The following is a 26462-nucleotide window of genomic DNA, read 5'->3' on the forward strand; positions in this document are numbered from 1 at the left end:
GAGCATAACACGGATGTTTCGGAACCCATTAAGTGTTGGGGTAGATATTGGTAATCACAGTATAAAAGCTGTGGTGCTACAACAAAAAAAAGAGCAGTTTGAGTTAGCTGCATTTGTTGAAGTTGAATTGACTAAAACTGTCATAAACGATCAGCATAGCGTGAATAATGCTGAGCTGTTGTCAGCAATGCGTCAAATTAAAAAGCAATTACCATGGCAAGCCAAAGCCGTTACCTTAGCCTTACCTGATAGTGCTGTGATCAGCAAAGTTGTTCAATTAGATACCAACCTCAGCGAAGAAGAGGCTGAATTCGCCATAGTGCAAGCATTGGGTGCGGCTTCGCCGTTCCCGGTGGAAGAGCTGTGTTTCGATTATTTTCCTCTTATCAGTGATCGCTTTAGTGACTCAGCGTCGACGACACCATTTCAAGTGTTTGCTTCTCGCCGAGAGACTATAGATAACCGTTTAAACTCATTATTAAAGTTAGGTTTTAAGCCTAAGGTAATGGAGCTGCAAACTCATGCTTTATTATGGTTAGCGGAATACCTTGCTGAAATGGGCAGCCATTATAACCAATGGGGCGTCGTTGATGTAGGTAAACGTCATACTGAGTTTTGTATGAAACCTCAAGGTAGTGCGGCTTATCATCGTGAAATTCGATTTGGTACGGGTTTGTTTGAGGATCAAGAAGCAGTAACCGATCTTGGAAGCAACCATTCAGAACAATTTACCAAACAATTAGCGGAACAATTAAAGCGCCAAATTCAATTGTATAACTCAACCCATCCGCGTAGTGGCATTAAAGGTTTATGGCTCTGTGGCGGCGGGCAAAGTTTGGTGTCTGAATCTTTGCTGCAACGTTTGATTGGACTGGATGTAACCTGGGTGAGCCCATTTCAGCATTTTAGCTGTGCTAAAAAAGTTGAATTACCGCATTCGATGTCGAGTCAATATGCCGTTGCTACAGGCTTAGCACTGCGAGGGCTAGCATGATCGATAAACTCAATCTATTGCCGTGGCGAGAGCAGCGGCGCAAACAACATAAACAGCGTTTTATCGGGTTATTGTTGGCCAGTGTGGTGGTGGCCTTTATAGGGAATGGCGCAATTGGTGAATACATTGAAAATCAACAATTGCAGCAGCAAAGCCGTAATGATCAGTTACAGCAAGAATTGGACAGCTTAGAGCAGCGATTGGCTTTCTTACCGTTATTAGATAAACAGCGTGATGCTATTGAGTTGCGATTAAAGGTGATTGTCGATATTCAATTATCGCGTAATCGCGTCACGCAGTTACTTAATCAGTTACCCGAAGTGGTACCCGCTGGCGTATATCTAGATGGCGTCAATTTAGCTTCGCAGCGGGTCAAAGTTGACGGCTTTGGTGATACCAATGGCCACCTTGCCGCGTTATTAGGTAAAGCGGAGCAATCACCGTGGTTTCAAAATATTGAGATGCACTCTTTAGTTACCACTAAAAGTGCAGATAAACAGCAAAAATCACAGTTCAATGCCTCTTTTGATTTAACTACGCCAGTAATTAATAACAAGCCGTTAAAGGCGACCTTTCCTACTGCAATAGTGGAGAAAAACAATGATTGATTGGCGTGAATTAGAGCTTGATGAAATCACGGAATGGCCATTATTGCCACAAGGTTTAATTGCTGCGGTGTTGGCAATATTGCTCTCAATGTTAGGCTATTGGTATTGGTTAACACCATTAACTGAGGCGTTAGAACAGCAAAAACAGCAGGAAATAACGTTGCGGTCTCAGTTGGTCAGTCGTGCTGCTCAAGTGGCTGCTTTACCTCGTGTAAAAGAACAAGTTGCGGAGCTTAATCGTCGCTATCAAGAGGTGATAGAGCAATTACCAGAAGAGCAAGAATTAGCGAGCTTACTGGCAAGTATTAACGATATTGGTGTTAAAAACGGATTGATCTTCCAGTCAATTAAGTGGGCATCACGCATCGAACATGACCTTTATTATGAATTGCCGCTAAATATGCAGCTAACGGGCTCTTATCAACAGATTGGTCAGTTTGCTGAAGCGATAGCCCAGCTGCCACGAATAGTTAACTTGCGTAATGTTGAGTTGGGACGGGTGGATAAGCAAGGTTTTGATGAATTGTTGTCGTTAACAGTCTCTGCTACGACATACCGTTTTAAAACCCCACAGTAATGAGGATCTTATGAGAACACTATTATGGCTGTTACCGTTAGGATTCGGATTAATGGGGTGTCAGGCTAACACTGATTCAATTGAGCAGTTTATTGCCAAAACACATACCAATGCTAAAGCAAAAGTAAAACCATTGGCTGATCCTTATATTTTTGTCGCTGAATCATTTGTAATGACCAGTAAACGAGTGCCATTTTTACGGCCAAGGCCAGAGCTATTATTGGCGAAACAAGCGAATAGTAGTTGTTGGCAACCATTAGCTGATCACAAGCCAACGCCGTTAGAAACGTTTCCATTAGAGCAACTTTCGATGAAAGGGGCGATTGGACATCAGCATCAATTGTGGGGGCTGGTTTATACCCCTAAAGGCGAGTTAGTAAAAATTAAGCCAGGACAGTTTGTTGGGCTTAATCGCGGCAAAGTAATAAAGGTGAGTGATAAGCTCATTGAAATAGAAGAAACATTACCCGATGGCAAAGGTTGTTGGCTAACACGGCCTGCAAAGCTGGCTTTAGTTCAGCATTAATCAAGGATGAGTTATGAAAGGGAATACATGGGGGCTTAGCCGCCAGATTTTCGTCAGTGTATGGTTAATGTGCTGCGGGTTGCTGACGGTAACCAGTGTTACAGCAGCGCCAGCGAGTGGCATTACTAATCAAGTTCAAGATATTGAATTTCATCGTGATGGTAAAGGTCGAGGCGTATTAACTGTTAAGTTAAAACAGCCGCAGTCATTGGTTGATATTCGCCGTCAAGGTAAGCAATTACAGCTGGATATTTTTGATACTCAGTTAACCAATGAGCAAATACACACTTTAGATGTAATTGATTTTGCTACGGTCGTTAATAGCATTGATACTAGCAATGTGCCTCGTGGGGCGCGGTTTATGTTTAATATGACTGGTGGTTATGATTACGATTATCGTATTCGAGGCAATAACCTTGAAGTGACGTTAATTAAACGTACTCAAGCTAAAACGGCAACAACGGCAAACAAAGGTAATGTGTCGTACAAAGGCAAACCTATCTCTATAAACTTTCAAGATATTCCGGTGCGTAATGTCTTACAGTTAATAGCTGATTATAATGATTTTAACTTGGTGGTTGCTGATACGGTGAGCGGTAACGTTACGTTGCGTTTAGATAATGTGCCATGGCCGCAAGTGCTCGATATTATCCTGCAAGCGAAAGGATTAGATAAACGTGTCCGTGGCTCTGTGTTATTAGTTGCCCCTAAAGCTGAATTAGCGGCTAATGAACATCAAGTGATGGAAACTGCACGCAAACAACAAGAATTAGCGAGTTTACGCTCTGAGCTTATTCAAGTGAACTATGCCAAGGCAACGGACATTTCGGCGTTATTAAGTGGATCGAGTGATGGTGTGGGGATGCTGTCAGAACGCGGTTCTTTGCATGTTGATGAACGTACTAATGCATTGATAATTAAAGATACTCCTGAAAATATAGCCAGTATTAAAGACATCGTAGTTGCACTTGATATTCCAGTCAAACAAGTACAGATTGAAGCGCGTATCGTTACCATTGATGAAGGTAATATTGATGAGCTTGGTGTTCGTTGGGGCGTGTCGAGTATTGATGGTGATACTACCATTGGTGGTTCAATTGAAGGTAACCTTGGTAGTTCTGGTTTGCTTGATGATACCACCGTTGATGATTTCCTTAATGTGAACTTAGGTGCGACTCAAGCGGGTGCTTCTAGTATTGCTTTTCAGGTGGCAAAACTGGGTAATGTATTGTTAGATTTAGAATTATCAGCATTACAATCAGAGCGTAAAGCTGAGATTATTTCCAGTCCGCGCTTAATGACCACCAATAAAAAAGCGGCTTATATCGAGCAAGGTACCGAAATTCCGTATCTTGAAGCATCATCAAGTGGTGCGGTGTCGGTTGATTTTAAAAAGGCGGTGCTGAGCTTGATGGTAACCCCTCAAATCACGCCCGATAATAAATTGGTATTGGATTTAGAAGTCACGCAAGACAGTAAAGGTGAAGAAGTGCCAACTGGCGTCGGTACGGCGGTTGCAATTAAAACGCAACGTATTGGAACACAGGTGTTAGTCAATAACGGTGAAACAGTTGTATTAGGTGGTATTTATCAAAATCAAGTCAACAATAGTGTTCGTAAAGTACCTATTCTTGGTGATATTCCAGTACTTGGTGCATTATTTAGGCATAAAATGGAAGAACTTGGAAAACGTGAATTATTGATTTTTGTGACGCCAAAGATTGTGATGCAATAATTTTTCACTTACCTAATCACCTTGCTGATAATGCTTCTAAACAATGCTTCAGCAGGGTGAGTCTCGCTAAAAGTTGTTTTATTTCTATTGGTTACCTTTGCCCGTTGAATGGGTGTTGAGCATGTTATTCGGCAATTATTAGGATATTTACGAGCTTAATACGATTGACCTCTGACCTCGGGTAAGCCATTATGGCAACCTCTGTGGGTAAGACAGGCTTAATAAAATATCGATTGATGTCGACTAGCTATTGCAAAATAGTAGTCAGTCCTGAGATAATTTTCTGTCTTATCACGAATTATATGTGAGGAACTTGGCGCCTCGGGCTTATATTACATAGAGCCTGCGGGTGGTGTCGTTTTATTAACCGCGCGTAAATTGCTAAAAATGGCTGAAAAACGAAATATTTTCTTGGTTGGCCCTATGGGTGCCGGCAAAAGCACTATTGGTAGACACCTTGCACAACAGCTGCATATGGAATTCTTTGATTCAGATACTGTGATCGAAGAACGTACTGGCGCTGATATTAGTTGGGTGTTTGATGTTGAAGGTGAAGACGGTTTCCGTGTTCGCGAAGAAGCTGTAATTGATGACCTAACACAAGAACAAGGTATTGTTCTCGCAACGGGTGGCGGCTCTGTTATTAACAAAGAGAACCGCAATCGCCTTTCTGCTCGTGGTATTGTTGTTTATCTAGAGACGACTATTGAAAAACAATTAGCTCGTACTCAACGTGATAAAAAACGCCCGTTACTTCAAACTGACACACCTCGTGAAGTACTTGAAGAACTAGCAGCAGAGCGTAACCCATTGTATGAAGAGGTTGCTGACTACGTTGTTCGTACTGATGATCAGAGTGCGAAGGTAGTTGCTAACCAAATCATCAAGATGTTGGAAGAGCGTTAATTCATTAAAAAGAGAAGCTGACCATGGAACGGATCAATGTCAATTTAGATGACAGAAGCTACCCTATTTCAATTGGCGCCGAGTTGTTCGACAACTCGGCGTTGTTTGCATCTGCGATATCTGCAGGCAAGCAAGTAGTTGTGGTCAGTAATGATACTGTTGCCCCGTTATATGCGGATAAGGTAATAGCAACCATCAGTTCATTATCGTGCCAAGTGGCACTACTTTCTCTGCCTGATGGTGAACAATACAAAACCCTTGATACGTTTAATCACATCATGACATTTTTACTGGAAGGTAATTATGGCCGCGATGTGATTTTAGTTGCTTTAGGCGGCGGCGTAATTGGTGATATCGTTGGCTTTGCGGCTGCGAGTTATCAGCGAGGGGTTGATTTTATTCAGGTGCCAACCACGTTGTTAGCACAAGTTGATTCATCTGTTGGTGGAAAAACTGCGGTTAATCACCGTCTGGGTAAAAACATGATTGGTGCCTTTTACCAACCTAAAGCAGTAATTATTGATAATTATTGTTTACATACCTTGCCGCAACGAGAGTTAGCAGCAGGATTGGCAGAAGTCATCAAGTACGGCATTATTGCCGATCATGATTTTTTTGTTTGGTTAGAGAATAACATTGAACGGTTACATGCACTGGATAACGAGGCGTTGTGTTACGCCATTAGCCGTTGCTGTCAAATTAAAGCCGATGTTGTTGCTGCCGACGAAAAAGAATCAGGCGTTAGGGCATTACTTAATCTTGGCCATACCTTTGGTCATGCGATTGAAGCAGAAATGGGCTACGGTAATTGGCTGCATGGCGAAGCGGTGTCAGTAGGTACAATTCTCGCAGCACATACTGCCGCAAAGCAGGGATTAATCAGTGATGCTGATGTAATGCGTATTATTGCATTACATCAACGAGCAAATTTGCCCGTTGTTGCTCCTGATACAATGTTTTTTGACGATTTTATTAAGCATATGATGCGTGATAAAAAAGTATTGTCAGGTCAGCTACGCTTAGTGTTGCCAACATCGATTGGCAGTGCTGAGGTTGTGGCTGATGTTCCTTTTGATGTGCTTCAGGATGTAATTGGTCGCTAAACTGTAACCAATTGATAACTCGCATGACAAAACGAAAAAGTCTGGATCTGGAAAGTCAGATCCAGTTGCTGACTCGAGTACAGTTCATTACTCGGTTTAGCTCTCACCTCATTCACCTTTCTGGTGCTCCTGGCTCAGGTAAAACTTGGCTTGCCCATGCTTTTCTTGAAGATTACGCCACCGATTGTCATCAAGTATTATTGATGTGTCAGCATGGACAAACAGACGTTCAACATCGTACCTTACTGCTACAACAATTTGTTAGCCACGCTATGTTTAATGAACATGACTCTTTATGTCAGAGTGTTGAGCATCTATTAGCGAACCAACATTATAAATTAATGGTGGTGATTGATGACGCCCAGTGTCTGAGCCCAACGTTAATTGCTGAATTGTGGGCATTGGCACAATATGCCAATCAACATCCAGAGCGACAACTGAATATTGTGCTATTTGCCAATAGTGGCGAGTTGAATCAAACTTTAGCCCATGTCGCTCATGGCTCAGGTATTACTCCTGTTGAACTTGATATTGATGATTTTAGTCAGCAAGAAGTGATGCTATTTAGTGATATGCTAATGACGTCCGATGGATTAGATGCCCCTTGTCGGCGTTCATTAAAACAGCGCTTACTAATGGCGCTTCCTCGTCCGGGCGTATTACATAATCTTCCGCAAGCAGAAGGGATAACCATGAATTCAAATATGAAAAAGAAGCCGTTATTACCGATTGTAATTGGTGGCGTGATCTTTGTTTTAATTGCGGGCGGTTATTTCTTTATGGCATCCCGCTCTGGTAGTGAGTCTGCATCGGCAACGATAACGGCACCTCAGCCTCCTGTGCCTGCGGCGGTAACAATTGATAAAGAGCCATTACCACCACAAGTTAATCCACAGGGGTTAACTGTGGGGCGTCAAGATGACATCAAGGGTCAAGAGCGGGTTGTTATCTCTGATCAACAAATTGATGCCATTATTGACGATCACACGTTGGACGATCATCCTGCTGCTACAGAAGCTACAGAAGCTACAGAAGCTACAGAAGCTACAGAAGCTACAGAAGCTACAGAAGCTACAGAAGCTACAGAAGCTACAGAAGCTACAGAAGCTACAGAAGCTACAGAAGCTACAGAAGCTACAGAAGCTACAGAAGCTACAGAAGCTACAGAAGCTACAGAAGCTACAGAAGCTACAGAAGCTACAGAAGCTACAGAAGCTACAGAAATGACTGAAAAATCGCCTGTCATTGCGACAGAAGCAATCAAAACGCCAGCGGCTGTTAGTGTTACATCATCGCCTGTCTCTAAGTTAGATTGGTCACTTAAATTAGCCGCAGATAAACAACGATTAATTGCCGTAAAGCCAACACATTATGCGTTACAACTGGCGGCAACTCAGAGCCTTGCCGCTGCTGCAGAATTTATTACAACCCATAATGTAATGGATGCGATAGTTTACCAAACGGTACGTAATCAGCAGTCATGGTTTATTGTTGTGACCGGAGATTACGCTACCGCGAGTCAGGCACGCACTGCAAAAAATCAATTATCACCTGCATTACAACAGCTAAAACCATGGTTAAAATCTTATCGTAAGATCACGCAAGAAATAGATCGCTTAAAATAAAGCCATAAATAGTAGTTATTTATGTGAATTGGTATCAGCGCAGGGTGTAAATGAGGTACAATCCGCGACCTTTCGTGACATTCTTGTAAGTGGTGGTGGGTCAGCTTAATGAAAAAGCATCGTGCATTCCTGAAGTGGGCTGGGGGTAAGTACTCTCTGGTCGAGGATATTAAACGACACCTACCGCCTGCGCGTAAATTGGTTGAGCCTTTTGTCGGTGCTGGTTCGGTGTTTTTAAATACTGATTACGAGCATTATTTGCTGGCGGATATCAACCCAGATCTAATTAATTTATATAATATTATTAAGCAAGAGCCTGAGCGATACATTGAAGATGTACGTCGATTATTTACGCCTGAATATAATACTAAAGCAGCATATTTAAGTATTAGAGAAGACTTTAATAACAGTACTGATCCTTATCAGCGTTCGATTTATTTTCTCTATCTAAATCGTCATGGTTTTAATGGCTTATGTCGTTATAACAAAAAGGGCGGGTTTAACGTTCCTTTTGGCTCTTACAAAAAACCGTATTTCCCTGAAGCTGAAATGTATTATTTTTCAGAAAAAGCTAAACGTGCGACGTTTATTTGTGAAGGGTACAGCCAGACATTTTCACGGGCGCGTAAAGGCAGTGTGATTTATTGTGATCCACCGTATGCGCCATTATCAACTACGGCTAATTTTACCTCTTATTCTGGTAATGGTTTTAGTTTGGATGATCAAGCGACCTTAGCTAATATCGCAGAGAAAGCCGCTACTGAACGCGATATAGCAGTATTGATTTCTAATCATGATACGCCGTTAACTCGTCGTTTATATACCGGTGCTGATTTATCCGTAGTAAGGGTTAAGCGCACGATTAGTCGTAATGGCAGCGGCCGCAATAAGGTTGATGAACTACTGGCGTTATTTAAAACCCCGCTTATTGCCGATAACGAATAATTCCTCCTGATTTTAGATTGCTATTGCTTGATGCGCGATAGCAATCAATATGATCACTAGCAGCACGATAACAATCCCTCCAATGATAATAAATAACCATGGACTTGAATGTTGAAAGTCTTGTTGGTGCTGTTGTTGTGATTGCACGCCAAACAATGCTGCTAAGACACTCTTTATTACTTGCCACACCGCTTTGCTGTGTTTATTCATCGGCTTTCCTGTGAGTGTTTTATTTAAATGCTAGCTAGATTGTAGTGCCTATGTTGGTAGTAACACTGATAATTATTGCTAACTACAGTAATAAATAAATCCATTAAGACAACACCTAGGGGATCGGGTAGACTGACAGCAATTTATGAGCTTGGTACGCCGAGCCTGTGTTTTTATCGCTAGTGTAAAGAGGCTAACCATGAAGGACTTTTTGATCGCTCCATCTATTTTGTCTGCTGATTTTGCCCGCTTAGGTGAAGATGTAGCAAACGTATTGGCCGCTGGTGCTGATGTGGTGCATTTTGATGTTATGGATAATCACTTTGTCCCTAACCTGACGTTTGGTGCGCCTATCTGTCAAGCATTACGCGATTATGGTATTACCGCGCCAATTGATGTTCATTTAATGGTAAAACCTGTCGATCGTATTATTCCTGATTTTGCCAAAGCTGGCGCAAGCATGATCACTGTTCATGTTGAAGCGACCGATCACCTTGACCGTAGTTTGCAACTGATTAAAGAACATGGTTGCCAAGCCGGGGTGGTATTTAATCCCGCAACACCGCTACACCACCTTGATTACATTATGGATAAAGTGGATATGATTTTGATCATGTCTGTAAATCCTGGTTTTGGTGGTCAATCATTTATTCCAAGTACGCTAGATAAATTACGTCAAGTACGTCAGCGTATTGATGCTTCAGGGCGAGATATTCGTTTAGAAGTGGATGGTGGTGTTAACGTTAATAATATTGCGGAAATCGCAGCAGCAGGTGCGGATATGTTTGTTGCGGGGTCTGCTATTTTTAATGAACCTGATTATAAAATTGCGATTGATAATATGCGTGCACAGTTAGCTGAGGCTAAGCGTTAATGGTTTCTGAAAACATGATTGAAAATATTAAATTTATAGCGTTTGATTTAGACGGTACGTTGTTAGATAGCGTACCTGATTTAGCCGATGCGGCTGATTTGACTATGCGTCATCTTGGCCGTGAAGGTGTGACGGTTGAACAGGTGACGACTTGGATTGGCAACGGGGCTGATATTTTAATTGGTCGCGCATTAAGCCGTAGTATCGATATTGATCCTGAGATTGATCCGCAATTACAGCGTCAAGCACGTGAACTATTTGATCATTATTATGCAGCAGGCGGTCACCAAAAAAGTGCGCTATATGCGGATGTGAAAACGACATTAGCTAATTTACATCAAGCGGGTGTTTTGATGGCGGTGGTGACGAATAAGCCATCACAATTTGTGCCTCACTTACTTGAAGAACATGGTTTGAGTGCTTACTTTGTTGATGTGATTGGCGGTGATACCTTTCCATTGAAAAAGCCAGATCCTTACGCATTACATTGGTTGATGGAAAAACACCATGTTGCAGCCACTGAATTACTGATGGTGGGTGATTCGCGTAACGATATTTTAGCGGCGCAAGCTGCTAGTTGTCGCTCGCTTGGGCTGACTTATGGTTATAACTATGGTCAACCTATCAGTGATAGTCAGCCAGATGTTGTCTGTGATCACTTCAAGCAATTACTTGATGTGGTTAAACTAGGCTGCTAGTACATTACGGTGTACACTAAAAACCAATAACATTAGGTACTGATAACCACGTTATTAGTACCTTTCGTCAATACAATTACAGATATTAACAGGACAGCCTGATCATGAGTAAACCCATTGTATTAAGTGGCGTACAGCCTTCTGGTGAATTGAGTATCGGCAACTACCTTGGTGCGCTGCGTCAGTGGGAACAGATGCAGGATGATTATGATTGTCAGTACTGCGTGGTTGATTTACATGCCATTACTGTACGCCAAGATCCCAAAGCCCTTCATGAAGCAACTCTCGATGCACTTGCGATTTGTTTAGCCGTTGGTGTTGATCCAAAGAAAAGCACCTTGTTTGTACAATCTCATGTACCTGAGCATGCACAGCTGGGCTGGTTATTAAACTGCTATACCCAAATGGGTGAGCTAAGCCGCATGACTCAGTTTAAAGATAAATCAGCCCGTCACGCAAATGACGTTAACGCGGGTTTATTTGGTTATCCAGTACTGATGGCTGCCGATATTTTATTGTATGGCGCTCATCAAGTGCCTGTAGGTAGCGATCAGAAGCAACATTTAGAATTAGCGCGTGATATCGCAACCCGTTTTAATAATCTTTATGGCACAGAGCAAAGCCCAATTTTCCAAGTACCTGAACCGTATATTCCAACGGTAGGTGCACGCGTAATGAGCTTACAAGATGCGACTAAGAAAATGTCGAAGTCAGATGATAACCGTAAGAACGTTATTACGTTACTTGAAGATCCTAAGTCAATTCTAAAGAAAATCAATAAAGCGCAAACAGACGCAGAAATGCCGCCTCGTATCGCGCATGATATTGAACAAAAAGCGGGTATTTCAAACCTAATGGGCTTGTATTCTGGCGCAACAGGCAAAACGTTTGCTGAAATTGAAGCGCAGTATGCTGGTGTTGAAATGTATGGTCCATTTAAGAAAGATGTCGGTGAAGCATTAGTCGCAATGCTTGAGCCTGTACAGGCTGAATACCAACGCATTCGTCATGATCGTGCTTACCTTGATAGCGTGATGAAAGCCGGTGCGGATAAAGCATCTGCGCGTGCTGCTGAAGTGTTGAAAAAAGCTTATCATGCAGTCGGTTTTGTTGCTCGCCCATAAGTGCAGGCAATAACAATGATAATAAAGCAGGGCTAAGGCTCTGCTTTTTTATCGCGGGTTAATTACTGCCGTTGGCAGTAAAAGAATAAGAGCTTAGTTGTAGTATGTTGTTACTTATTGATAACTACGATTCCTTTACTTACAACCTTTATCAATACTTTTGTGAATTAGGCGCTGAAGTCGTTGTTGTGCGTAATGATGAAATTGATATTGCGGCAATTGAGGCGTTAGCTCCCACGCATTTAGTCATTTCTCCTGGTCCCTGTACGCCTAATGAAGCGGGTATCTCTTTGCAAGCTATTGAATATTTCGCAGGTAAATTACCGATTCTCGGTGTGTGTCTTGGGCACCAATCACTTGCGCAAGTATTTGGCGGCGATGTAGTACGTGCTCGTCAGGTTATGCATGGTAAAACGTCACCTATCTATCATACTGATTGTGGTGTTTTTAAGGGGCTTAATAATCCTCTAACAGTGACGCGTTACCATTCCTTGGTCGTTAAAGCGGCAACATTACCTGATTGTTTTGAGATCACCGCTTGGACAGAATTAAACGGTGAATTTGATGAAATTATGGGTATTCGACATAAAACGCTGGCACTTGAAGGGGTACAGTTTCATCCAGAAAGCATTTTGACCGAACAAGGCCATCAATTGCTGGCTAATTTTCTGCAACGCTAATTCCTCTACTGTTCTTCTAACGTACTTATTACTGCGTGAGTAAGTACGCTTTTCTGTTGTTATCACTGCTTATCTTTGTTATTTGAGTCGTTTCGTTTTTGTTGAAATGCAATTTTATGCATTTGATAAGAATTATTTCCTTAGAGGAAAGAGTGTTGGTCAATGATAGTGGTTAATAATCTTCCGTAAATAATGCATAACTATTGCTAGTGTATTCATTTATTAACACTTTTGCTGAAATAAAAAGCATTAACTTGCTTGGCAAAAGGTTAATAAAATGTAAATACTATTAATAATACGGCATACAGCACAGAAGGATAGTGTGATGGCAACAGAAGAGAAGCTGCAACGTTCATTGTTTAATGAGGTCATGGTACCTTGCTATGCGCCGATGGATATTATTCCCGTTCGTGGACAAGGCTCGCGCTTATGGGATCAACAGCAACGGGAATATATTGATTTCGCGGGGGGGATTGCGGTCAGTTGTTTGGGCCATTGCCATCCGGTGCTGGTGGAAGCATTAACAGAGCAAGCACAAAAATTGTGGCATTTAAGTAATGTGATGACCAATGAGCCCGCGTTGCGCTTAGCTGACACACTGACCCAACTCACTTTTGCTGATAAAGTCTTTTTCGCTAACTCTGGCGCAGAAGCCAATGAAGCCGCATTAAAATTAGCGCGTCGTTATGCCGTTGATAACTTTGGTGCCGATAAAGATCAAATTATCGCCTTTCATCATGGTTTTCATGGACGTACCTTTTTTACCGTGACGGTCGGTGGCCAAAGTACTTATTCCGATGGTTTTGGTCCTAAACCCCAAGCAGTTACCCATATTCCTTATAATGATTTAGCGGCAATTGCTGAATTAATGTCAGATAAAACCTGTGCTGTGATGATGGAGCCTTTACAAGGTGAGGGTGGGGTCATTATCCCAACGATTGAGTTCGTGCAAGGGGTACGTGAGCTGTGTGATAAACACCATGCGCTGTTGATCTTTGATGAAGTGCAAACGGGTAATGGCCGTACGGGAGACTTGTTTGCTTACCAAGGTCTTGGTGTTACCCCAGATATTTTGACCACAGCAAAATCATTAGGTGGCGGCTTCCCTGTTGCTGCAATGCTGACAACAACGGCATTTGCAGCCCATCTTAAAGTGGGGACCCATGGTTCAACTTATGGCGGTAATCCTCTTGCGTGTGCGGTTGCTGAAGCGGTGATCAATACCATTAGTCAGCCCGCAGTATTAGCTGGCGTGAAACAGCGCGAACAATGGTTCCGTGATGGGCTCATGCAGATTAATCATCGTTATCCTATTTTTAGTGAAATTCGCGGTAAAGGGTTATTACTTGGGGCGGTGTTATGCCCACAATGGCAAGGCCGAGCACGAGATATCTTAGTTGCCGCAGGTAAAGAAGGGTTAATGGTATTAGTTGCGGGCACTGATGTGGTGCGCTTTACGCCTTCATTGGTAATTGATAAAAAAGATATCGATGAAGGAATGCAACGCTTAGAAGCGGCAATTGCAACGTTATATGAACTGCATTCTGCTGAGCTGTGATTGAATTGCTATTACGGGGTTAGTTAACACCAATAGCCCCATTCTAACGCTGATGTTGAGCGAGACAATGGCAGGAGTCATTGTCTATATTTAGGAGGGAATGCTATGCTCATTATTCGTCCTATTACTGCCGCTGATTATCCTGCACTGATGCAATGTGCAGAAGCCTCTGGTCATGGTTTTACATCATTACCCATCAATGAAGATTTACTTCGTCGCCGTATCCAACATTCTCAAGCCAGTTTTAATGCCAGTGTTACCTCTCCAGGCCAGGAAAGTTATCTATTGGTCGCCGTTGATAGTGATACCAATCAAGTAGTTGGTACAACAGCAATTGAAGCGACGGTTGGACTTGATGTGCCTTTTTATAATTACCATTTAAGTACTGTGACCCATGCTTCGCGTCAGTTAGGCGTACACAACATTGTTAAGGTACTGACATTGGGTAACCAATACACTGGGGAAACTGAGCTGTGTAGCTTATTTTTATTGCCCGAGTGGCGTCAAGGTACTAACGGACGCTTATTGTCAAAGTCACGTTTCTTATTGATGGCTGATCATCAACAGCGATTTGCTAAGGTGGCTTTTGCTGAAATGCGTGGTGTCTCTGATGAACAGGGGAATTCCCCTTTTTGGCAATGGCTGAAAGAACATTTTTTTTCGATTGATTTTACTTATGCAGATTATTTAACCGGTATTGGCCGCAAAGGCTTTATTGCTGATTTAATGCCTAAATTACCGATTTACGTCAATTTACTTAGCAAAGAAGCACAAGCGGTGATAGGGAAAGTACATACTAATACTCGTCCCGCGTTACAACTGTTAGAACAAGAAGGATTTTGTTGTCGCGGTTATGTTGATATTTTTGATGCCGGTCCTAGTGTTGAATGTGACGTGCGTAATATTGAAACTGTGCGTCATTCGCAGCGCTATTCGGTCAATATTGGTGAACATAGCAGCCAACAACATTATCTTATCTCAAATGGTCAGTTAGCAGGGTTTCGAGCGGTTGTGGCTTCTATTGCGATTACTGCACAAGGACAAGCCATGATGACCGCTGAGGTTGCCGCTGCACTTAATGTGGAAATGGGTGATGAAGTAAGGTTAATAGCCCAACCATAAAAGGAGAGACGAATGAGCTTATGGATTAATAATCAATGGCTAGTGGGCGATGGTGAGCGATTTCAATCACTCAATCCTTATAATGATGATGTGGTTTGGCAAGGTAATGCTGCGAGTGTAGAGCAAGTTGAGAATGCTGTTGCTGCTGCAAATTCAGCGTTTTTAAACTGGCGAAATACGACGTTTAATGAGCGCTTAGCCGTTATTGAACGCTTTGCTCAATTACTGCAACAACATCAATCACAATTGGCACATATTATTGCGGCAGAAACAGGTAAACCAGTATGGGAAAGTACCACGGAAATCGCGGCGATGATTGCCAAAGTTGGGTTATCAACGCAAGCTTATCATGAGCGAACGGGTATTCGTCAGCGTCAGCAGGCCGAAACTACCATGATTGTTCGCCATCGTCCTTTGGGGGGGATGGCGGTATTTGGACCATATAACTTCCCCGCACACTTACCTAATGGCCATATTATTCCAGCATTGTTAGCGGGTAACACCGTGGTATTTAAACCCTCAGAACTGACACCTAATACCGCTCAACGAATGTGTGAATTATGGCAACAAGCGGGTATTGCTGATGGGGTGATTAATTTAGTACAAGGTGGACGTACAACGGGAGCGGCGTTAGCCATGGCAACGGGAGTGGCTGGAGTATTGTTTACCGGGAGTGCGCAAACGGGGCATTTGTTACATCAACAATTTGCGGGGCAACCGCAAACTATGTTGGCTTTAGAGATGGGAGGTAATAATCCATTAGTGATCGGCCAAGAGTATGGTGACATTGATGCGGCGGTATATACCATCATTCAATCGGCTTTTTTAAGTGCTGGACAGCGTTGTACTTGTGCACGGCGATTATATATCGCCACAGGAAAAGCTGGCGATGCTCTGTTAGCCCGTTTAGTGACGGTCGCTTCACAATTGCTGGTGGGTGATCCCTTTGCAACCCCTGCACCGTTTATGGGGCCATTAATTTCTGCTGTGGCGGCGGATCACATCATATTGCATCAACAACAACTTTTGGATGCTGGTGGCGTTGCTTTATTAACGGCAACGCGGGGACAAGGCGCAATTGTGACGCCTGCGATTATCGATGTTAGTGCTATTACTGAACTTGCGGATGAAGAATATTTTGGACCACTATTACACGTTAGTCGTTATGTTGATTTTACTCAAGCGGTAGTCAGTGCCAATCAAACTCGCTATGGCTTAGCGGCAGGGCTCATTTCAACCGATGAGCAACAATGGCTCTATTTTATTGAACATATTCGTGCTGGTATTGTGAATCGAAACCGACCCTTAACGGGAGCGAGTGGTGATGCACCTTTTGGTGGCCCAGGCGCATCAGGAAATCTTCGCCCAAGTGCTTATTATGCTGCGGACTATTGTGCTTATCCTATGGCGTCTGTTGAAGGGGATGATGTGCAATTACCGTCTCAATTAGCGCCAGGAGTAAGCTTGAGCTAAGGTTTAATGAGTGATAATGCTTTCAATAGGCAGGCTGATTATGGAATCTATTACCCAACTTTTTGATGGTTTATGGCACGATTATAGTCACCGCTTATGCCCTTCAGCGGTGCAAATACAGCAGTTGTTAACCGAGGACACAGCATTACTTAATGATCATATTGCATTGCGCAGCTTTGGGTTACCGAAGTGTGGCTTAGCCGTACTGGCTGCGCCATTTATTGCTTTGGGTTACCAACCGCAAGCAAAATATCATTTTAGTGCCAAAAAGCTGTATGCCGAATCCTTTATTCATGCAAACCCGGTGTTGCCAAAAGTCTTTATTAGCGAATTACAATTAGCGGGGTGCTCGGCTGAATTACAACATACGATACGAGCCTTGCTTGATCAGGTTGATGATGATTATTTTCGCCAACCTGATTTTATTTATCGTGGCCGTCCATGGCAACTTGACTTTGCGACCTATCAATTTTTAGCGGCTGAAAGTGAATATGCAGCGTGGGTTGCGGCACACGGTTTTGGCGCTAACCATTTTACGGTGAGTATTAATCAATTAGAACAGTTCTCTAATCTTGAAGAGGTTAATCATTTATTGCGCCATAACCAGTTTGTTATTAATCAAGCGGGCGGGGAAATAAAAGGTAATGCTGAGGTGATGTTGGAACAATCAGCAACCATGGCTGACAAGGTGGGGGTCAGTTTTCGAGATGGTATTCATAACATCCCTGGTGGATTTTATGAATTTGCAAAACGCCATCCCCAAGCGAATGGTGAGTTATATTCAGGGTTTGTGGTTGCTTCGGCGAATAAAATTTTTGAAAGTACAGATCGTTAATTGTAAGCCAAATAAACAGTGCTTAGCGCATAAGCACTGTTGTTGAAGGGTTAGTTATCCAGTGGTGAAGCCCAAACACCTGATTCATCTGCAGGGCAGCGACGTAATCCGGTTTGTTGTTCGAGATAACAGCGACTATCACTAAACCCTGTCATTTCAATGGTTGTTGGCTGACTAGTTAATATCCCAGGTACCGTGGTGTAACTGTTAACTGAAAAGCGTTCAATATCCATATTGACCATCATCGATTTAAAATCCATTTGTGAGCAAAATGTAGCATAAATAGATGTTATTACAAGTTAAAATTTAACACTAATGCCTGAGTGTTCAATGATTGTTTTACGGTGATCATCTGGGGAGTGATAAAAAAAAACCGCAGGCATAAGCTGCGGTTTCATCGGTGATTTTGGTATGACTAAAATAATTAGCGTGTACCGTAAACCACAATAGTCTTGCCATGAGCAGAAATAAGATTTTGCTCTTCTAGCATTTTAAGAATACGGCCGACTGTTTCGCGAGAACAACCTACGATCTGACCAATTTCTTGACGAGTGATCTTAATTTGCATGCCATCAGGGTGTGTCATTGCATCAGGTTGTTTTGCAAGATTCAGTAATGTCTGTGCAATACGACCTGTAACATCAAGGAACGCAAGATCACCCACTTTTTGACTTGTCACTTGTAGACGACATGCCATTTGAGCAGATAGACGCATTAGAATATCTGGGTTAACTTGAATTAATTGACGGAATTTTTTAAATGAAATTTCTGCAACTTCACAAGGGCTTTTTGCGCGAACCCAAGCTGTACGTTCTTGGTCTTCTTCGAACAAGCCGAGTTCACCAATAAAGTCGCCCTGGTTTAGGTAAGAAAGGATCATCTCCTTACCTTCTTCATCCTTGATTAATACAGCAACAGAACCCTTCACGATGTAGTACAAAGTCTCTGCTTTTTCACCTGCGTGAATTAACGTGCTCTTTGATGGATATTTGTGAATGTGACAATGGGAAAGAAACCACTCTAAAGTTGGATCTGTTTGCGGTTTACCTGGAACCATATTACTAACTTCCTCTGCATATGTTGCCCAACAATATGTTCTGTAAAGATAACTCGACAAAACTGTGCGTTGGCAGAGTTATTCACTCAGCTGATGGGCTGCGAGCTAACTTAAACTGGTTTAGAGTGTATCCTTTTTTTGGGGCTTTTTCTTGATATTGATCTCGATGACCCGCTCATTTATGAGAGATAAGTGTGCACATGATCACATCGTTGTGACTTAGTTACCAAAAGCACCGTTTCAAAGTGATTTTGCTCTCCAATTCTAGCAATAGAAATATGCAACACAATTAGCATTAAACAAAATAAATAACGTTTACATCGATGGAATTATCAACAAAAATAAGATCAAATTTTAAATAATATAGCTCAAGGATATAAAAATGCAGTCACGTGTAAAATGGGTAGAAAACATGACGTTTGTTGGCCAATCAGCATCGGGCCATAGTGTCGTTTTAGATGGTAACGGTGGTGAAAAAGGGCCAAGTCCAATGGAGTTGGTATTAATGGCTGCCGGGGGATGTAGCTCTGTGGATGTTGTTAGTGGTTTACAAGATTTACAACAGCAGATCACGGCTTGTGAAGTGAATATCTTCGCCGAACGTCGTGAACAAGCGCCACGAATTTTCACTCATGCCAATTTACACTTTGTTGTTACTGGCCATGATTTAAATGATGCACTAGTGAGTAAGGTGGTGGCTGACTCGCTTGAAAAATATTGCTCAGTTTGTTTGATGCTAGGTAAAGGTGTTGAAATGAGTCACAGCTATGAGATTGTTGTGGCGTAACTCGATGACGATGACGGTTGCTGATATCAGTAACCGTTTATCAACGAGTAGTGAGAGCTACGTCTGATACTTACTTCTGAGTATCATACAAGAAATAATGCTTACGCTATTTTTCCATTTTCAATGAGTTGTTCAAGCAACGGTCGCATAATCAGTTCCATCGCAAAACTCATTTTCCCACCAGGAACCACAAGGGTATTGTGGCGTGACATAAATGAGCCTTGAATCATCGCCAATAAATGTGGAAAGTCGACATTTTTTAAGCCACGAAACCGGATCACGACAAAGCTTTCATCTAAACTTGGAATACCTTTCGCACTGACAGGGTTTGACGTATCAACGGTAGGGACTCGTTGAAAATTAATATGGGTGCGAGAAAATTGGGGTGTGATGTAATTAAGATAGTCATCCATTGAGCGCACAATTGATTCCATCACCGCTTCTCTTGAATGACCGCGGTCGCGAGTGTCGCGAATGATCTTTTGAATCCACTCTAAGTTTACAATGGGCACCATCCCAATCAGTAAATCAACATGCTGAGCGACATTGGTTTCACCATCAACCACACCGCCATGTAGCCCTTCATAAAATAACACATCAGTATTTTCAGCTAACTGTTGCCAAGGCGTGAAAGTACCCGGCATTTGATTATAAGGTACGGCTTCATCAAAGGTATGTAAGTAACGCCGAAACTTGCCACTGCCGTCTTGAGCATATTGCTCGAAAAAGTGGGCTAACTGTTCAAAGTCATTGGCTTCTGCACCGAAATAGCTGATATGACGACCTTGTTCTTTGGCTTTACGAATCTCACAATCCATCTCTGGGCGAGTAAAACGATGAAAACTATCGCCTTCTAACCATGCGGCGTTGATGTCCATCATATTAAACATTTTGCGGAAGGCTTCAGAGGTGGTGGTCGTACCCGCGCCTGATGAACCAGTGACAGCAATAATAGGGTGTTTTACCGACATAACTCACCTTGTTGTTGTGATTAGCACAGGTTTAATAACAAATAATGGTCAGCGATAAATGTTACTACATGTTTGCTAAAATGTCGGTATTAAGTGATAAAAATGCAACTGATACCAAGTTTTAATGGTTATCGCTACAATAATGTAGTGATTACATTTGATTGCGGAGCTTAATATCTACTGATTCATGCAATTCAGAGAAAACAATTACAGCATCACCAGATTGTAATTGGCGTCGTACATAAGCCACTTTATCACTGAGGCTGATTTCAACTTCGCCATAATCAGTGCCTTCTCGTAAAATAAATTGTTCGATAAGGTTAGTGAGTGTTTCTGGTGCGATGTCTTGCCAAGGGATAATCATTACAACTTCTTAAATGACTAATAAAATAATAGCCGCAGTATATTCTTAAAATTAGCATGAAAGAAAGTCAGTCATTATTTGGTTGGGTTGTTTGATGTTGATCTAATTGTTGTTGAAACCATGCAGGCACTGTGTGCTCTAACCAAAATTGTGGTTTGAGTAAGCTGCCATTGATAAAACCGACATGACCACCGGTGGCTGATAAATCATAACGAATGTTGGCGGGTAATGGCTGTGATGGAATAACATCGCTGTTCATAAACGGATCATCTTTAGCATGAATGATTCGTAAAGGACGACGAATATTTGTCAGTTGCAGTAAGCCACTGCAACGTTGATAGTAGTCATTAGCATTTTTGAAGCCATGTAATGGTGCTGTTACTGCTTGATCGAATTGCCACACATTGTTAATCGATGCTAACTGTTGCTGATTAATGGGCATAGTGTGAGGCTGACGTTCAATCTTTTTGGCAATGGTGCGTTTAAGCGATGTTAGTAAGTAGCGTTGATATACTCGTGAGAACCCTTGCTGAATACGATCAGAACAGGAGGCAAGGTTAAGTGGTGGTGAAATCGCTTGAGCGGCAATCAGTTCGCTATTGTCACGGTAGTTAGCTAAGTAATTAATCAATACATTACCACCCAGAGATACCCCAACAGCCATAAATGGGCGTTGTGGAAATTGCTGCCGTAGCCATTGAATGAAGAAGCGTACATCTTTGATGTCACCGGAATGATAGCTTTGTGGATGACGATTTAATTCACCGCTGCAGCCTCTAAAATGCATCATTACTCCAAGCCAGCCTTGCTGTTTGGCGGCCATCAATAAGCCATTAGCATAAGGGCTGTTAAAACTGCCTTCTAAACCATGTAATAAAATCATCAATGGCTGATGATGGTTAGTGTGGTCTGGCTGCTCTGTCCAAGCAAGATCGATAAAATCGCCATCAGGCATTTCAAGGCGTTGAGTGATAGGGGTAAAGAGGGGCTGGCGACGAATAAAGCGAGGTAATAAGGTTTGTAAGTGAGGATTACCTAATCCGGTAGCAGCGCTAAATGGTTGCATGTAATGTCCTTGATCTTAATAAAAACGCCGGAGTAATAAAACTATCACTACGGCGTTAAATGATCACTCAGCGTTAAGCTGGCTTTCCATTTCTTCTAGTTGTTCTTGTAGTTCCATCCAGGCGACTTCAATGTCTTCAAGATCGGATTTAGCATCGCCTTGAAGCTTCAACTGTTCATTCATTTGCGCTTTATTTTCAGGCTCATAAATGGTGCTATCACTTAATGCTGTTTCTGCAGCGGTGATGATCGCATTAAGCTTATCCATTTGCTTTTCAAGCTTAGTGATCTCTTTGCGAATCGGTGCGGTTTGTTTACGGAACTCAGCATCTAAACGTTTTTGTTCTTTACGTGATGCAGCACTATTGTCTTTATTGGTTTCAGGTTTTGCTGCTTGCTGCTCACGACGTTCATTGCGTTGCTGTTCGCCTAACCACTTGTGGTAATCACCTAAATCACCATCAAAAGGCACTACTTGGCGATCGTGAACCAAGTATAAATCATCGGTCGTTGCACGGAGTAAGTAACGGTCGTGACTAACAATAACCATTGCGCCTTCATAAGATTGCAACGCGAAGGTCAGTGCTTGACGCATATCTAAGTCAAGGTGGTTAGTCGGTTCATCGAGTAACAATAGGTTTGGACGTTGCCAAACAATTAACGCTAATACCAAGCGCGCTTTTTCACCCCCAGAAAAAGGACCGACTTTCTCTAGTGCTTTATCGCCAATAAAACCAAAACTGCCTAAGTAATCACGCAGTTGTTGTTCGGTTGAGTTTGGCGCGATACGTGCCATGTGTTGGACCGGGGTGTCATCAAGGTATAAAGTTTCTAATTGATGCTGAGCGAAGTAGCCAATTTTAACCCCTTGTGAGAACGCCATATCACCGGCTTTAGCGGGTAAATCACCTGCGAGCATTTTAATTAAGGTTGATTTACCGGCACCATTACGCCCCAGTAATCCAATTCGGCTTCCCGGTACTAAGTTTAAGCGGATCTTTTCTAGAATCAGTAAATCATCATAACCAGCAGCGACATGATCCATCATCAAAATTGGATTTGGCAGTGCGCTGGGTTCTCTAAACTCAAACGTAAATGGGTTATCAAGCTGCGCTGGTAGTACTTTCTCCATCCGTTCTAATGCTTTAATACGGCTTTGCGCTTGGCGTGCTTTGCTGGCTTTGTAACGAAAGCGTTCGATATATGACTGCATGTGCGTCATTTGCTTCTGCTGCTTTTGAAACATTGCTTGTTGCAATACCAGTTTTTCTGCACGTTGAACTTCAAACGAGGAATAGTTACCGGTGTAACTGTTCATGGTTTGGTTTTCAACGTGAATAATGCGGTTGATAACCGGATCTAAGAAATCGCGGTCATGAGAAATCAGTACTAGTGTGCCACGGTAGCTTTGAAGCCACTTCTCAAGCCACATTACCGCATCAAGATCTAAGTGGTTGGTTGGCTCATCGAGTAATAATAGGTCAGAACGACATAGCAGTGCTTGGGCAAGGTTTAAACGCATGCGCCAACCACCAGAGAACTGGGTTAAGTTCCACTGCATTTGATGTTGTGAAAAGCCTAAACCATTCAATAATTCTGCTGCACGAGCATTGATACTATAACCACCAATGGTATCAATTTTACCATGCAGTTCAGCGACTTTATTGCCGTTATCAGCCAGTTCTGCTGCGATTAATTGACGTTCAAGTTCGCGGTATTCGCGATCACCATCAATCACATATTCAATTGCCGCTCGCTCCAGTGCTGGAGTTTCTTGGGCTACCCACGCTAATTCCCAATTACTTGGAAACTGACAATTACCGCCATCTAAGCTGAGTTCATTTTTGAGTAATGCGAATAGGGTTGATTTACCACACCCATTTTTACCCACCAGACCGACTTTATCGCCAGGGTTAATGGTTGCTGTGGCATTTTCAAGCAGAACTTTACCACCACGTAGAAGTTGGATATCTGAGAAGATAATCATCGATAGCGCCGGGGACGTGCCCGCTCCACAAAATTAAACTGGAATTATGTTCAGGAGTCTAACCCAAACTTGAACCAGTGGCTAACCTGACACCGAGTTAACACGGTACTTACATGGGGGAGATGCTGGTTTGTATAAAATAGAAAAGCCAACTAAATGATCATATTAAGTAACAATTAGGTATGATAGTTAACAATTGGGCACCGTAATACTCTAGCAAAGTATTACTTGGATCATTTAACGACGTGCAAAGGACAATATGACCGATTTAAAAATATTAATTATCTTTGCTCACCCCGATCCTCAAGAATCCGTTGCGAATCAAACATTACTCAATGAAATAGAGCAACTACCTCATGTTACTGTGCATGATTTATATGCCACTTATCCTGATTTTTTTATTGATGAGGTCGCTGAACGAGCACGGGTAGTGGCGCATGATGTGATCATATTTCAACATCCATTGTATATGTACTCTTGTCCGTCACTATTGAAAGAGTGGCTTGATCGAGTGTTAACCAAAGGGTTTGCCCATGGTGATGGCAAAGCGACGGCAGGTAAATATTGGCGCTCAGTGATCACCACTGGCGGTGCTGCGGAAGCTTACAGTCCTGATGGCTATAACCGATGTAGTATTGACGATATTTTAAAGCCGTTTGAATTGTGTGCTGATCTTTGCCGAATGCAATGGTTGCCGCCATTAGTGGTGCATTGGGCTCGGCGAATTCCAGAATTGGAGCGACAACAGTACGCACGATGGTATCGGCAGTGGTTAATCAACCCTCATCAATACGATCCGCAATTACCATTAGCCACAGGAGCCAGCCATGGATAATGACTTTTTAGTGGTGATGGTGATTTTTTTAGGGGCAGCCATTATTGCGGTACCGTTAGCACAACGATTAGGTCTCGGTTCGGTATTGGGGTATCTCATTGCTGGCATTGGTATTGGACCATGGGGATTGGGATTAATCTCTGATGTGGATGCAATATTGCACTTTTCTGAGTTTGGGGTGGTGTTGTTACTGTTCCTTATCGGTTTGGAACTTAACCCGAAAAAATTATGGCAAATGCGTAAGCCAATTTTAGGATTAGGTGGCAGCCAAGTGGTGATCTCGACGCTGGTTATTGCTGCAATTGCTCTTGGCTGGCGATGGTTTTTTCCTGAGCTTGGTTGGCGTGATGCGATTGTTATCGGCATGGGGTTGGCATTATCGTCAACTGCGATTGCATTACGGGTGATAGACGAACAACAATTAAGTGGTAGCGAAACGGGTCAATCAGGATTTGCCGTACTGCTGTTTCAAGATATCGCGGTTATTCCAATGTTAGCGTTATTACCATTGCTGGCAGGTAATGCTGGTGGCACCTGGCTGGATGGCATTTGGATGTTAGGCTGCATTGTACTGTTTTTAGTTGCTGGCCACTTTTTGTTGCGGCCGTTATTTCGTTATGTGGTGATGAGTGGTGTGCGTGAGTTATTTAACGTGGCCGCGTTATTATTAGTCATTGGTATTGCATTGATAATGCAGATGATCGGTTTGTCGATGGCACTTGGTGCATTTTTAGCGGGTGTATTACTGGCTGAAAGTGAATATCGGCATGAACTTGAAATAGCTATCGAACCATTCAAAGGATTATTACTGGGATTGTTTTTTATCTCGGTTGGCATGGCGGTTAATCTGGGGTTGTTATTACAATACCCATTACAGATCCTTGCGGTAGTTATTGGCTTAGTGACCCTTAAGACTGGTATTCTTTATCTATTGGCGCGCCTGTTTGGCGTTGGTGAAAAATCGCGTAGTCAAATGGCGGTTATTTTAAGCCAAGGTGGAGAGTTTGCTTTTGTGTTGTTTACGGCAGCTAAAGCTGATGGATTATTAAGTGGTGAGTTAGCACCGTTGTTATTAGTGGTTGTTAGTTTATCGATGATGACGACGCCATTAATTTTACAGCTACAAAAACAGTGGTATCGCCGTAGCTTTCAAGCAGAAAATTCACAGCAACCAGTTTCGGATGTCATTGATCGCCAGCCGCGCGTCATTATTACCGGGTTTGGTCGATTTGGGCAGGTGGTGGGACGGCTACTGTTTGCCAATAAAATTCGCGTTACTGTATTAGAGCGCGATCCCAGTCAAATTCAATTTTTGCGTAAATTTGGTTATAAGGTCTATTACGGTGATGCGACGCAATTGGATTTATTACGTTCGGCGGGAGCAGAGAATGCTGAAGCCTTGATTATCTGTACGGATGACCCAAATGAAGTGATGGAAGTGGTCGCGTTATGCCAACAGCACTTTCCTCGATTGAAATTAATGGCGCGCGCACGTAGTCGAGTTGAAGCCCATCAGTTATTAAGTCATGGGGTTGAATGTTTTTCACGTGAAACATTTGAAGGTGCCCTTGATTTAGGTCGCCAAGCCCTCATATCTTTGGGTATACATCCTTATAAAGCGAATCGTGCTCAGGCGCATTTTCGTAAAATCGATAGCCAAGCATTACGTGATTTACTGCCTCAGCATAGTGAAGATGTCAATTTAGCATCACGTCAAAAAGAGGCTCGTAAAGAGTTGGAAGATATTTTTGATCGTGAAATGCGTGGTGAGCAACAACGCCACCAAGATTGGGATTAATCAAG

Annotated in this window: 27 protein-coding genes; 20 read left to right on the plus strand and 7 right to left on the minus strand. The window is 42.6% G+C overall.

Annotated elements, in window-relative coordinates; genetic code table 11:
• Nucleotides 1-13: 13 nt before the first annotated feature.
• From pilM to dam, 9 genes are all read left to right on the plus strand, one after another.
• A complete protein-coding gene (gene pilM / locus ACJZU6_RS02755; protein WP_080158753.1) occupies nucleotides 14-994 on the plus strand; it encodes a type IV pilus biogenesis protein PilM in 981 nt (326 codons plus the stop codon).
• Nucleotides 991-1602, plus strand: a complete 612-nt coding sequence (locus ACJZU6_RS02760; RefSeq protein WP_107276034.1) for a PilN domain-containing protein — start codon at nucleotides 991-993, stop codon at nucleotides 1600-1602. Before pilM ends, ACJZU6_RS02760 begins: the two co-directional genes overlap by 4 nt.
• Nucleotides 1595-2179 carry a type 4a pilus biogenesis protein PilO gene (locus ACJZU6_RS02765; RefSeq protein WP_080158751.1) on the plus strand — a complete coding sequence of 195 codons (585 nt, stop codon included), beginning with the start codon at nucleotides 1595-1597 and terminating at the stop codon, nucleotides 2177-2179. The genes ACJZU6_RS02760 and ACJZU6_RS02765 overlap by 8 nt, the downstream gene beginning before the upstream one ends.
• Before the next feature lie 10 nt (nucleotides 2180-2189).
• Nucleotides 2190-2705, plus strand: a complete 516-nt coding sequence (locus ACJZU6_RS02770) for a pilus assembly protein PilP (RefSeq protein WP_080158750.1) — start codon at nucleotides 2190-2192, stop codon at nucleotides 2703-2705.
• 13 nt (nucleotides 2706-2718) lie between these two features.
• Complete coding sequence (locus ACJZU6_RS02775; RefSeq protein WP_080158749.1) at nucleotides 2719-4440, plus strand: type IV pilus secretin PilQ; 1722 nt, start codon at nucleotides 2719-2721, stop codon at nucleotides 4438-4440.
• Nucleotides 4441-4827: 387 nt separating this feature from the next.
• A complete protein-coding gene (gene aroK, locus ACJZU6_RS02780; RefSeq protein ID WP_045035958.1) occupies nucleotides 4828-5346 on the plus strand; it encodes a shikimate kinase AroK in 519 nt (172 codons plus the stop codon).
• A 23-nt stretch (nucleotides 5347-5369) separates the two neighbouring features.
• Nucleotides 5370-6449, plus strand: a complete 1080-nt coding sequence (gene aroB / locus ACJZU6_RS02785) for a 3-dehydroquinate synthase (RefSeq protein WP_408900610.1) — start codon at nucleotides 5370-5372, stop codon at nucleotides 6447-6449.
• Nucleotides 6450-6472: 23 nt separating this feature from the next.
• Nucleotides 6473-8074 carry an AAA family ATPase gene (locus ACJZU6_RS02790; RefSeq protein ID WP_408900611.1) on the plus strand — a complete coding sequence of 534 codons (1602 nt, stop codon included), beginning with the start codon at nucleotides 6473-6475 and terminating at the stop codon, nucleotides 8072-8074.
• A 108-nt stretch (nucleotides 8075-8182) separates the two neighbouring features.
• Entirely contained in the window at nucleotides 8183-9019 is an 837-nt protein-coding gene (gene dam, locus ACJZU6_RS02795; RefSeq protein ID WP_408900612.1) for an adenine-specific DNA-methyltransferase, read from the plus strand.
• Between the two features lie 12 nt (nucleotides 9020-9031).
• On the opposite strand, the gene ACJZU6_RS02800 is transcribed toward dam, so the two are convergent.
• Nucleotides 9032-9229, minus strand: coding sequence for a DUF2970 domain-containing protein (locus tag ACJZU6_RS02800; protein WP_408900613.1), 198 nt, complete (start codon nucleotides 9227-9229; stop codon nucleotides 9032-9034).
• Nucleotides 9230-9428: 199 nt separating this feature from the next.
• Between ACJZU6_RS02800 and rpe the strand changes: the two genes are divergently transcribed.
• The 8 genes from rpe to ACJZU6_RS02840 all read left to right on the plus strand — a co-directional run bounded on the left by rpe (nucleotide 9429) and on the right by ACJZU6_RS02840 (nucleotide 17593).
• Nucleotides 9429-10103 (plus strand): ribulose-phosphate 3-epimerase, encoded by a 675-nt coding sequence (gene rpe / locus ACJZU6_RS02805; protein WP_080158744.1) that lies wholly within the window; start codon nucleotides 9429-9431, stop codon nucleotides 10101-10103.
• Between the two features lie 14 nt (nucleotides 10104-10117).
• Entirely contained in the window at nucleotides 10118-10801 is a 684-nt protein-coding gene (locus tag ACJZU6_RS02810; protein WP_408900614.1) for a phosphoglycolate phosphatase, read from the plus strand.
• A gap of 104 nt (nucleotides 10802-10905) precedes the next feature.
• Nucleotides 10906-11925, plus strand: coding sequence for a tryptophan--tRNA ligase (gene trpS / locus ACJZU6_RS02815; RefSeq protein WP_080158743.1), 1020 nt, complete (start codon nucleotides 10906-10908; stop codon nucleotides 11923-11925).
• Between the two features lie 104 nt (nucleotides 11926-12029).
• Nucleotides 12030-12605, plus strand: a complete 576-nt coding sequence (locus tag ACJZU6_RS02820; protein WP_080158742.1) for an aminodeoxychorismate/anthranilate synthase component II — start codon at nucleotides 12030-12032, stop codon at nucleotides 12603-12605.
• A gap of 325 nt (nucleotides 12606-12930) precedes the next feature.
• Nucleotides 12931-14163, plus strand: coding sequence for an aspartate aminotransferase family protein (locus ACJZU6_RS02825; protein ID WP_408900615.1), 1233 nt, complete (start codon nucleotides 12931-12933; stop codon nucleotides 14161-14163).
• 105 nt (nucleotides 14164-14268) lie between these two features.
• A complete protein-coding gene (gene astA, locus ACJZU6_RS02830) occupies nucleotides 14269-15285 on the plus strand; it encodes an arginine N-succinyltransferase (RefSeq protein WP_408900616.1) in 1017 nt (338 codons plus the stop codon).
• A 12-nt stretch (nucleotides 15286-15297) separates the two neighbouring features.
• Nucleotides 15298-16758, plus strand: a complete 1461-nt coding sequence (gene astD / locus ACJZU6_RS02835) for a succinylglutamate-semialdehyde dehydrogenase (protein ID WP_408900617.1) — start codon at nucleotides 15298-15300, stop codon at nucleotides 16756-16758.
• A 40-nt stretch (nucleotides 16759-16798) separates the two neighbouring features.
• Nucleotides 16799-17593: a DUF1338 domain-containing protein gene (locus ACJZU6_RS02840; protein WP_080158738.1), complete on the plus strand. Its 795-nt coding sequence runs from the start codon at nucleotides 16799-16801 to the stop codon at nucleotides 17591-17593.
• A 50-nt stretch (nucleotides 17594-17643) separates the two neighbouring features.
• Here ACJZU6_RS02840 and ACJZU6_RS02845 read toward each other — a convergent pair whose 3' ends face one another.
• Nucleotides 17644-17838 carry a hypothetical protein gene (locus ACJZU6_RS02845; RefSeq protein ID WP_235865966.1) on the minus strand — a complete coding sequence of 65 codons (195 nt, stop codon included), beginning with the start codon at nucleotides 17836-17838 and terminating at the stop codon, nucleotides 17644-17646.
• Between the two features lie 179 nt (nucleotides 17839-18017).
• A complete protein-coding gene (gene crp, locus ACJZU6_RS02850; protein WP_036789513.1) occupies nucleotides 18018-18650 on the minus strand; it encodes a cAMP-activated global transcriptional regulator CRP in 633 nt (210 codons plus the stop codon).
• A 382-nt stretch (nucleotides 18651-19032) separates the two neighbouring features.
• Here crp and ACJZU6_RS02855 point away from each other — a divergent pair, with 382 nt between their 5' ends.
• On the plus strand, nucleotides 19033-19437 hold the full coding sequence (locus tag ACJZU6_RS02855; RefSeq protein ID WP_080158737.1) for an OsmC family protein: 405 nt from the start codon (nucleotides 19033-19035) through the stop codon (nucleotides 19435-19437).
• Nucleotides 19438-19538: 101 nt separating this feature from the next.
• Here ACJZU6_RS02855 and ACJZU6_RS02860 read toward each other — a convergent pair whose 3' ends face one another.
• The 4 genes from ACJZU6_RS02860 to ACJZU6_RS02875 all read right to left on the minus strand — a co-directional run bounded on the left by ACJZU6_RS02860 (nucleotide 19539) and on the right by ACJZU6_RS02875 (nucleotide 23824).
• A complete protein-coding gene (locus ACJZU6_RS02860; RefSeq protein ID WP_080158736.1) occupies nucleotides 19539-20408 on the minus strand; it encodes a phosphoribulokinase in 870 nt (289 codons plus the stop codon).
• A gap of 151 nt (nucleotides 20409-20559) precedes the next feature.
• Nucleotides 20560-20772 carry a YheU family protein gene (locus ACJZU6_RS02865; RefSeq protein WP_080158735.1) on the minus strand — a complete coding sequence of 71 codons (213 nt, stop codon included), beginning with the start codon at nucleotides 20770-20772 and terminating at the stop codon, nucleotides 20560-20562.
• 67 nt (nucleotides 20773-20839) lie between these two features.
• Nucleotides 20840-21838 carry a hydrolase gene (locus tag ACJZU6_RS02870; protein WP_107276044.1) on the minus strand — a complete coding sequence of 333 codons (999 nt, stop codon included), beginning with the start codon at nucleotides 21836-21838 and terminating at the stop codon, nucleotides 20840-20842.
• A 63-nt stretch (nucleotides 21839-21901) separates the two neighbouring features.
• On the minus strand, nucleotides 21902-23824 hold the full coding sequence (locus ACJZU6_RS02875) for an ABC transporter ATP-binding protein (RefSeq protein WP_107276045.1): 1923 nt from the start codon (nucleotides 23822-23824) through the stop codon (nucleotides 21902-21904).
• Nucleotides 23825-24083: 259 nt separating this feature from the next.
• Here ACJZU6_RS02875 and kefG point away from each other — a divergent pair, with 259 nt between their 5' ends.
• Nucleotides 24084-24659: a glutathione-regulated potassium-efflux system ancillary protein KefG gene (kefG, locus tag ACJZU6_RS02880; protein WP_080158732.1), complete on the plus strand. Its 576-nt coding sequence runs from the start codon at nucleotides 24084-24086 to the stop codon at nucleotides 24657-24659.
• Complete coding sequence (gene kefB, locus ACJZU6_RS02885; protein ID WP_408900618.1) at nucleotides 24652-26457, plus strand: glutathione-regulated potassium-efflux system protein KefB; 1806 nt, start codon at nucleotides 24652-24654, stop codon at nucleotides 26455-26457. Before kefG ends, kefB begins: the two co-directional genes overlap by 8 nt.
• Nucleotides 26458-26462: the final 5 nt, after the last annotated feature.

This window comes from Photobacterium piscicola (assembly GCF_046058925.1).
Taxonomy (GTDB): Bacteria; Pseudomonadota; Gammaproteobacteria; order Enterobacterales; family Vibrionaceae; genus Photobacterium; species Photobacterium piscicola.

Excerpts from the sequence above, each read along its gene's own strand:
- pilM (WP_080158753.1), top strand. The coding sequence starts at position 14 with ATGTTTCGGAACCCATTAAGTGTTGGGGTAGATATTGGTAATCACAGT.
- ACJZU6_RS02760 (WP_107276034.1), top strand. The coding sequence starts at position 991 with ATGATCGATAAACTCAATCTATTGCCGTGGCGAGAGCAGCGGCGCAAA.
- ACJZU6_RS02765 (WP_080158751.1), top strand. The coding sequence starts at position 1,595 with ATGATTGATTGGCGTGAATTAGAGCTTGATGAAATCACGGAATGGCCA.
- ACJZU6_RS02770 (WP_080158750.1), top strand. The coding sequence starts at position 2,190 with ATGAGAACACTATTATGGCTGTTACCGTTAGGATTCGGATTAATGGGG.
- ACJZU6_RS02775 (WP_080158749.1), top strand. The coding sequence starts at position 2,719 with ATGAAAGGGAATACATGGGGGCTTAGCCGCCAGATTTTCGTCAGTGTA.
- aroK (WP_045035958.1), top strand. The coding sequence starts at position 4,828 with ATGGCTGAAAAACGAAATATTTTCTTGGTTGGCCCTATGGGTGCCGGC.
- aroB (WP_408900610.1), top strand. The coding sequence starts at position 5,370 with ATGGAACGGATCAATGTCAATTTAGATGACAGAAGCTACCCTATTTCA.
- ACJZU6_RS02790 (WP_408900611.1), top strand. The coding sequence starts at position 6,473 with ATGACAAAACGAAAAAGTCTGGATCTGGAAAGTCAGATCCAGTTGCTG.
- dam (WP_408900612.1), top strand. The coding sequence starts at position 8,183 with ATGAAAAAGCATCGTGCATTCCTGAAGTGGGCTGGGGGTAAGTACTCT.
- ACJZU6_RS02800 (WP_408900613.1), bottom strand. The coding sequence starts at position 9,229 with ATGAATAAACACAGCAAAGCGGTGTGGCAAGTAATAAAGAGTGTCTTA.
- rpe (WP_080158744.1), top strand. The coding sequence starts at position 9,429 with ATGAAGGACTTTTTGATCGCTCCATCTATTTTGTCTGCTGATTTTGCC.
- ACJZU6_RS02810 (WP_408900614.1), top strand. The coding sequence starts at position 10,118 with ATGATTGAAAATATTAAATTTATAGCGTTTGATTTAGACGGTACGTTG.
- trpS (WP_080158743.1), top strand. The coding sequence starts at position 10,906 with ATGAGTAAACCCATTGTATTAAGTGGCGTACAGCCTTCTGGTGAATTG.
- ACJZU6_RS02820 (WP_080158742.1), top strand. The coding sequence starts at position 12,030 with ATGTTGTTACTTATTGATAACTACGATTCCTTTACTTACAACCTTTAT.
- ACJZU6_RS02825 (WP_408900615.1), top strand. The coding sequence starts at position 12,931 with ATGGCAACAGAAGAGAAGCTGCAACGTTCATTGTTTAATGAGGTCATG.
- astA (WP_408900616.1), top strand. The coding sequence starts at position 14,269 with ATGCTCATTATTCGTCCTATTACTGCCGCTGATTATCCTGCACTGATG.
- astD (WP_408900617.1), top strand. The coding sequence starts at position 15,298 with ATGAGCTTATGGATTAATAATCAATGGCTAGTGGGCGATGGTGAGCGA.
- ACJZU6_RS02840 (WP_080158738.1), top strand. The coding sequence starts at position 16,799 with ATGGAATCTATTACCCAACTTTTTGATGGTTTATGGCACGATTATAGT.
- ACJZU6_RS02845 (WP_235865966.1), bottom strand. The coding sequence starts at position 17,838 with ATGATGGTCAATATGGATATTGAACGCTTTTCAGTTAACAGTTACACC.
- crp (WP_036789513.1), bottom strand. The coding sequence starts at position 18,650 with ATGGTTCCAGGTAAACCGCAAACAGATCCAACTTTAGAGTGGTTTCTT.
- ACJZU6_RS02855 (WP_080158737.1), top strand. The coding sequence starts at position 19,033 with ATGCAGTCACGTGTAAAATGGGTAGAAAACATGACGTTTGTTGGCCAA.
- ACJZU6_RS02860 (WP_080158736.1), bottom strand. The coding sequence starts at position 20,408 with ATGTCGGTAAAACACCCTATTATTGCTGTCACTGGTTCATCAGGCGCG.
- ACJZU6_RS02865 (WP_080158735.1), bottom strand. The coding sequence starts at position 20,772 with ATGATTATCCCTTGGCAAGACATCGCACCAGAAACACTCACTAACCTT.
- ACJZU6_RS02870 (WP_107276044.1), bottom strand. The coding sequence starts at position 21,838 with ATGCAACCATTTAGCGCTGCTACCGGATTAGGTAATCCTCACTTACAA.
- ACJZU6_RS02875 (WP_107276045.1), bottom strand. The coding sequence starts at position 23,824 with ATGATTATCTTCTCAGATATCCAACTTCTACGTGGTGGTAAAGTTCTG.
- kefG (WP_080158732.1), top strand. The coding sequence starts at position 24,084 with ATGACCGATTTAAAAATATTAATTATCTTTGCTCACCCCGATCCTCAA.
- kefB (WP_408900618.1), top strand. The coding sequence starts at position 24,652 with ATGGATAATGACTTTTTAGTGGTGATGGTGATTTTTTTAGGGGCAGCC.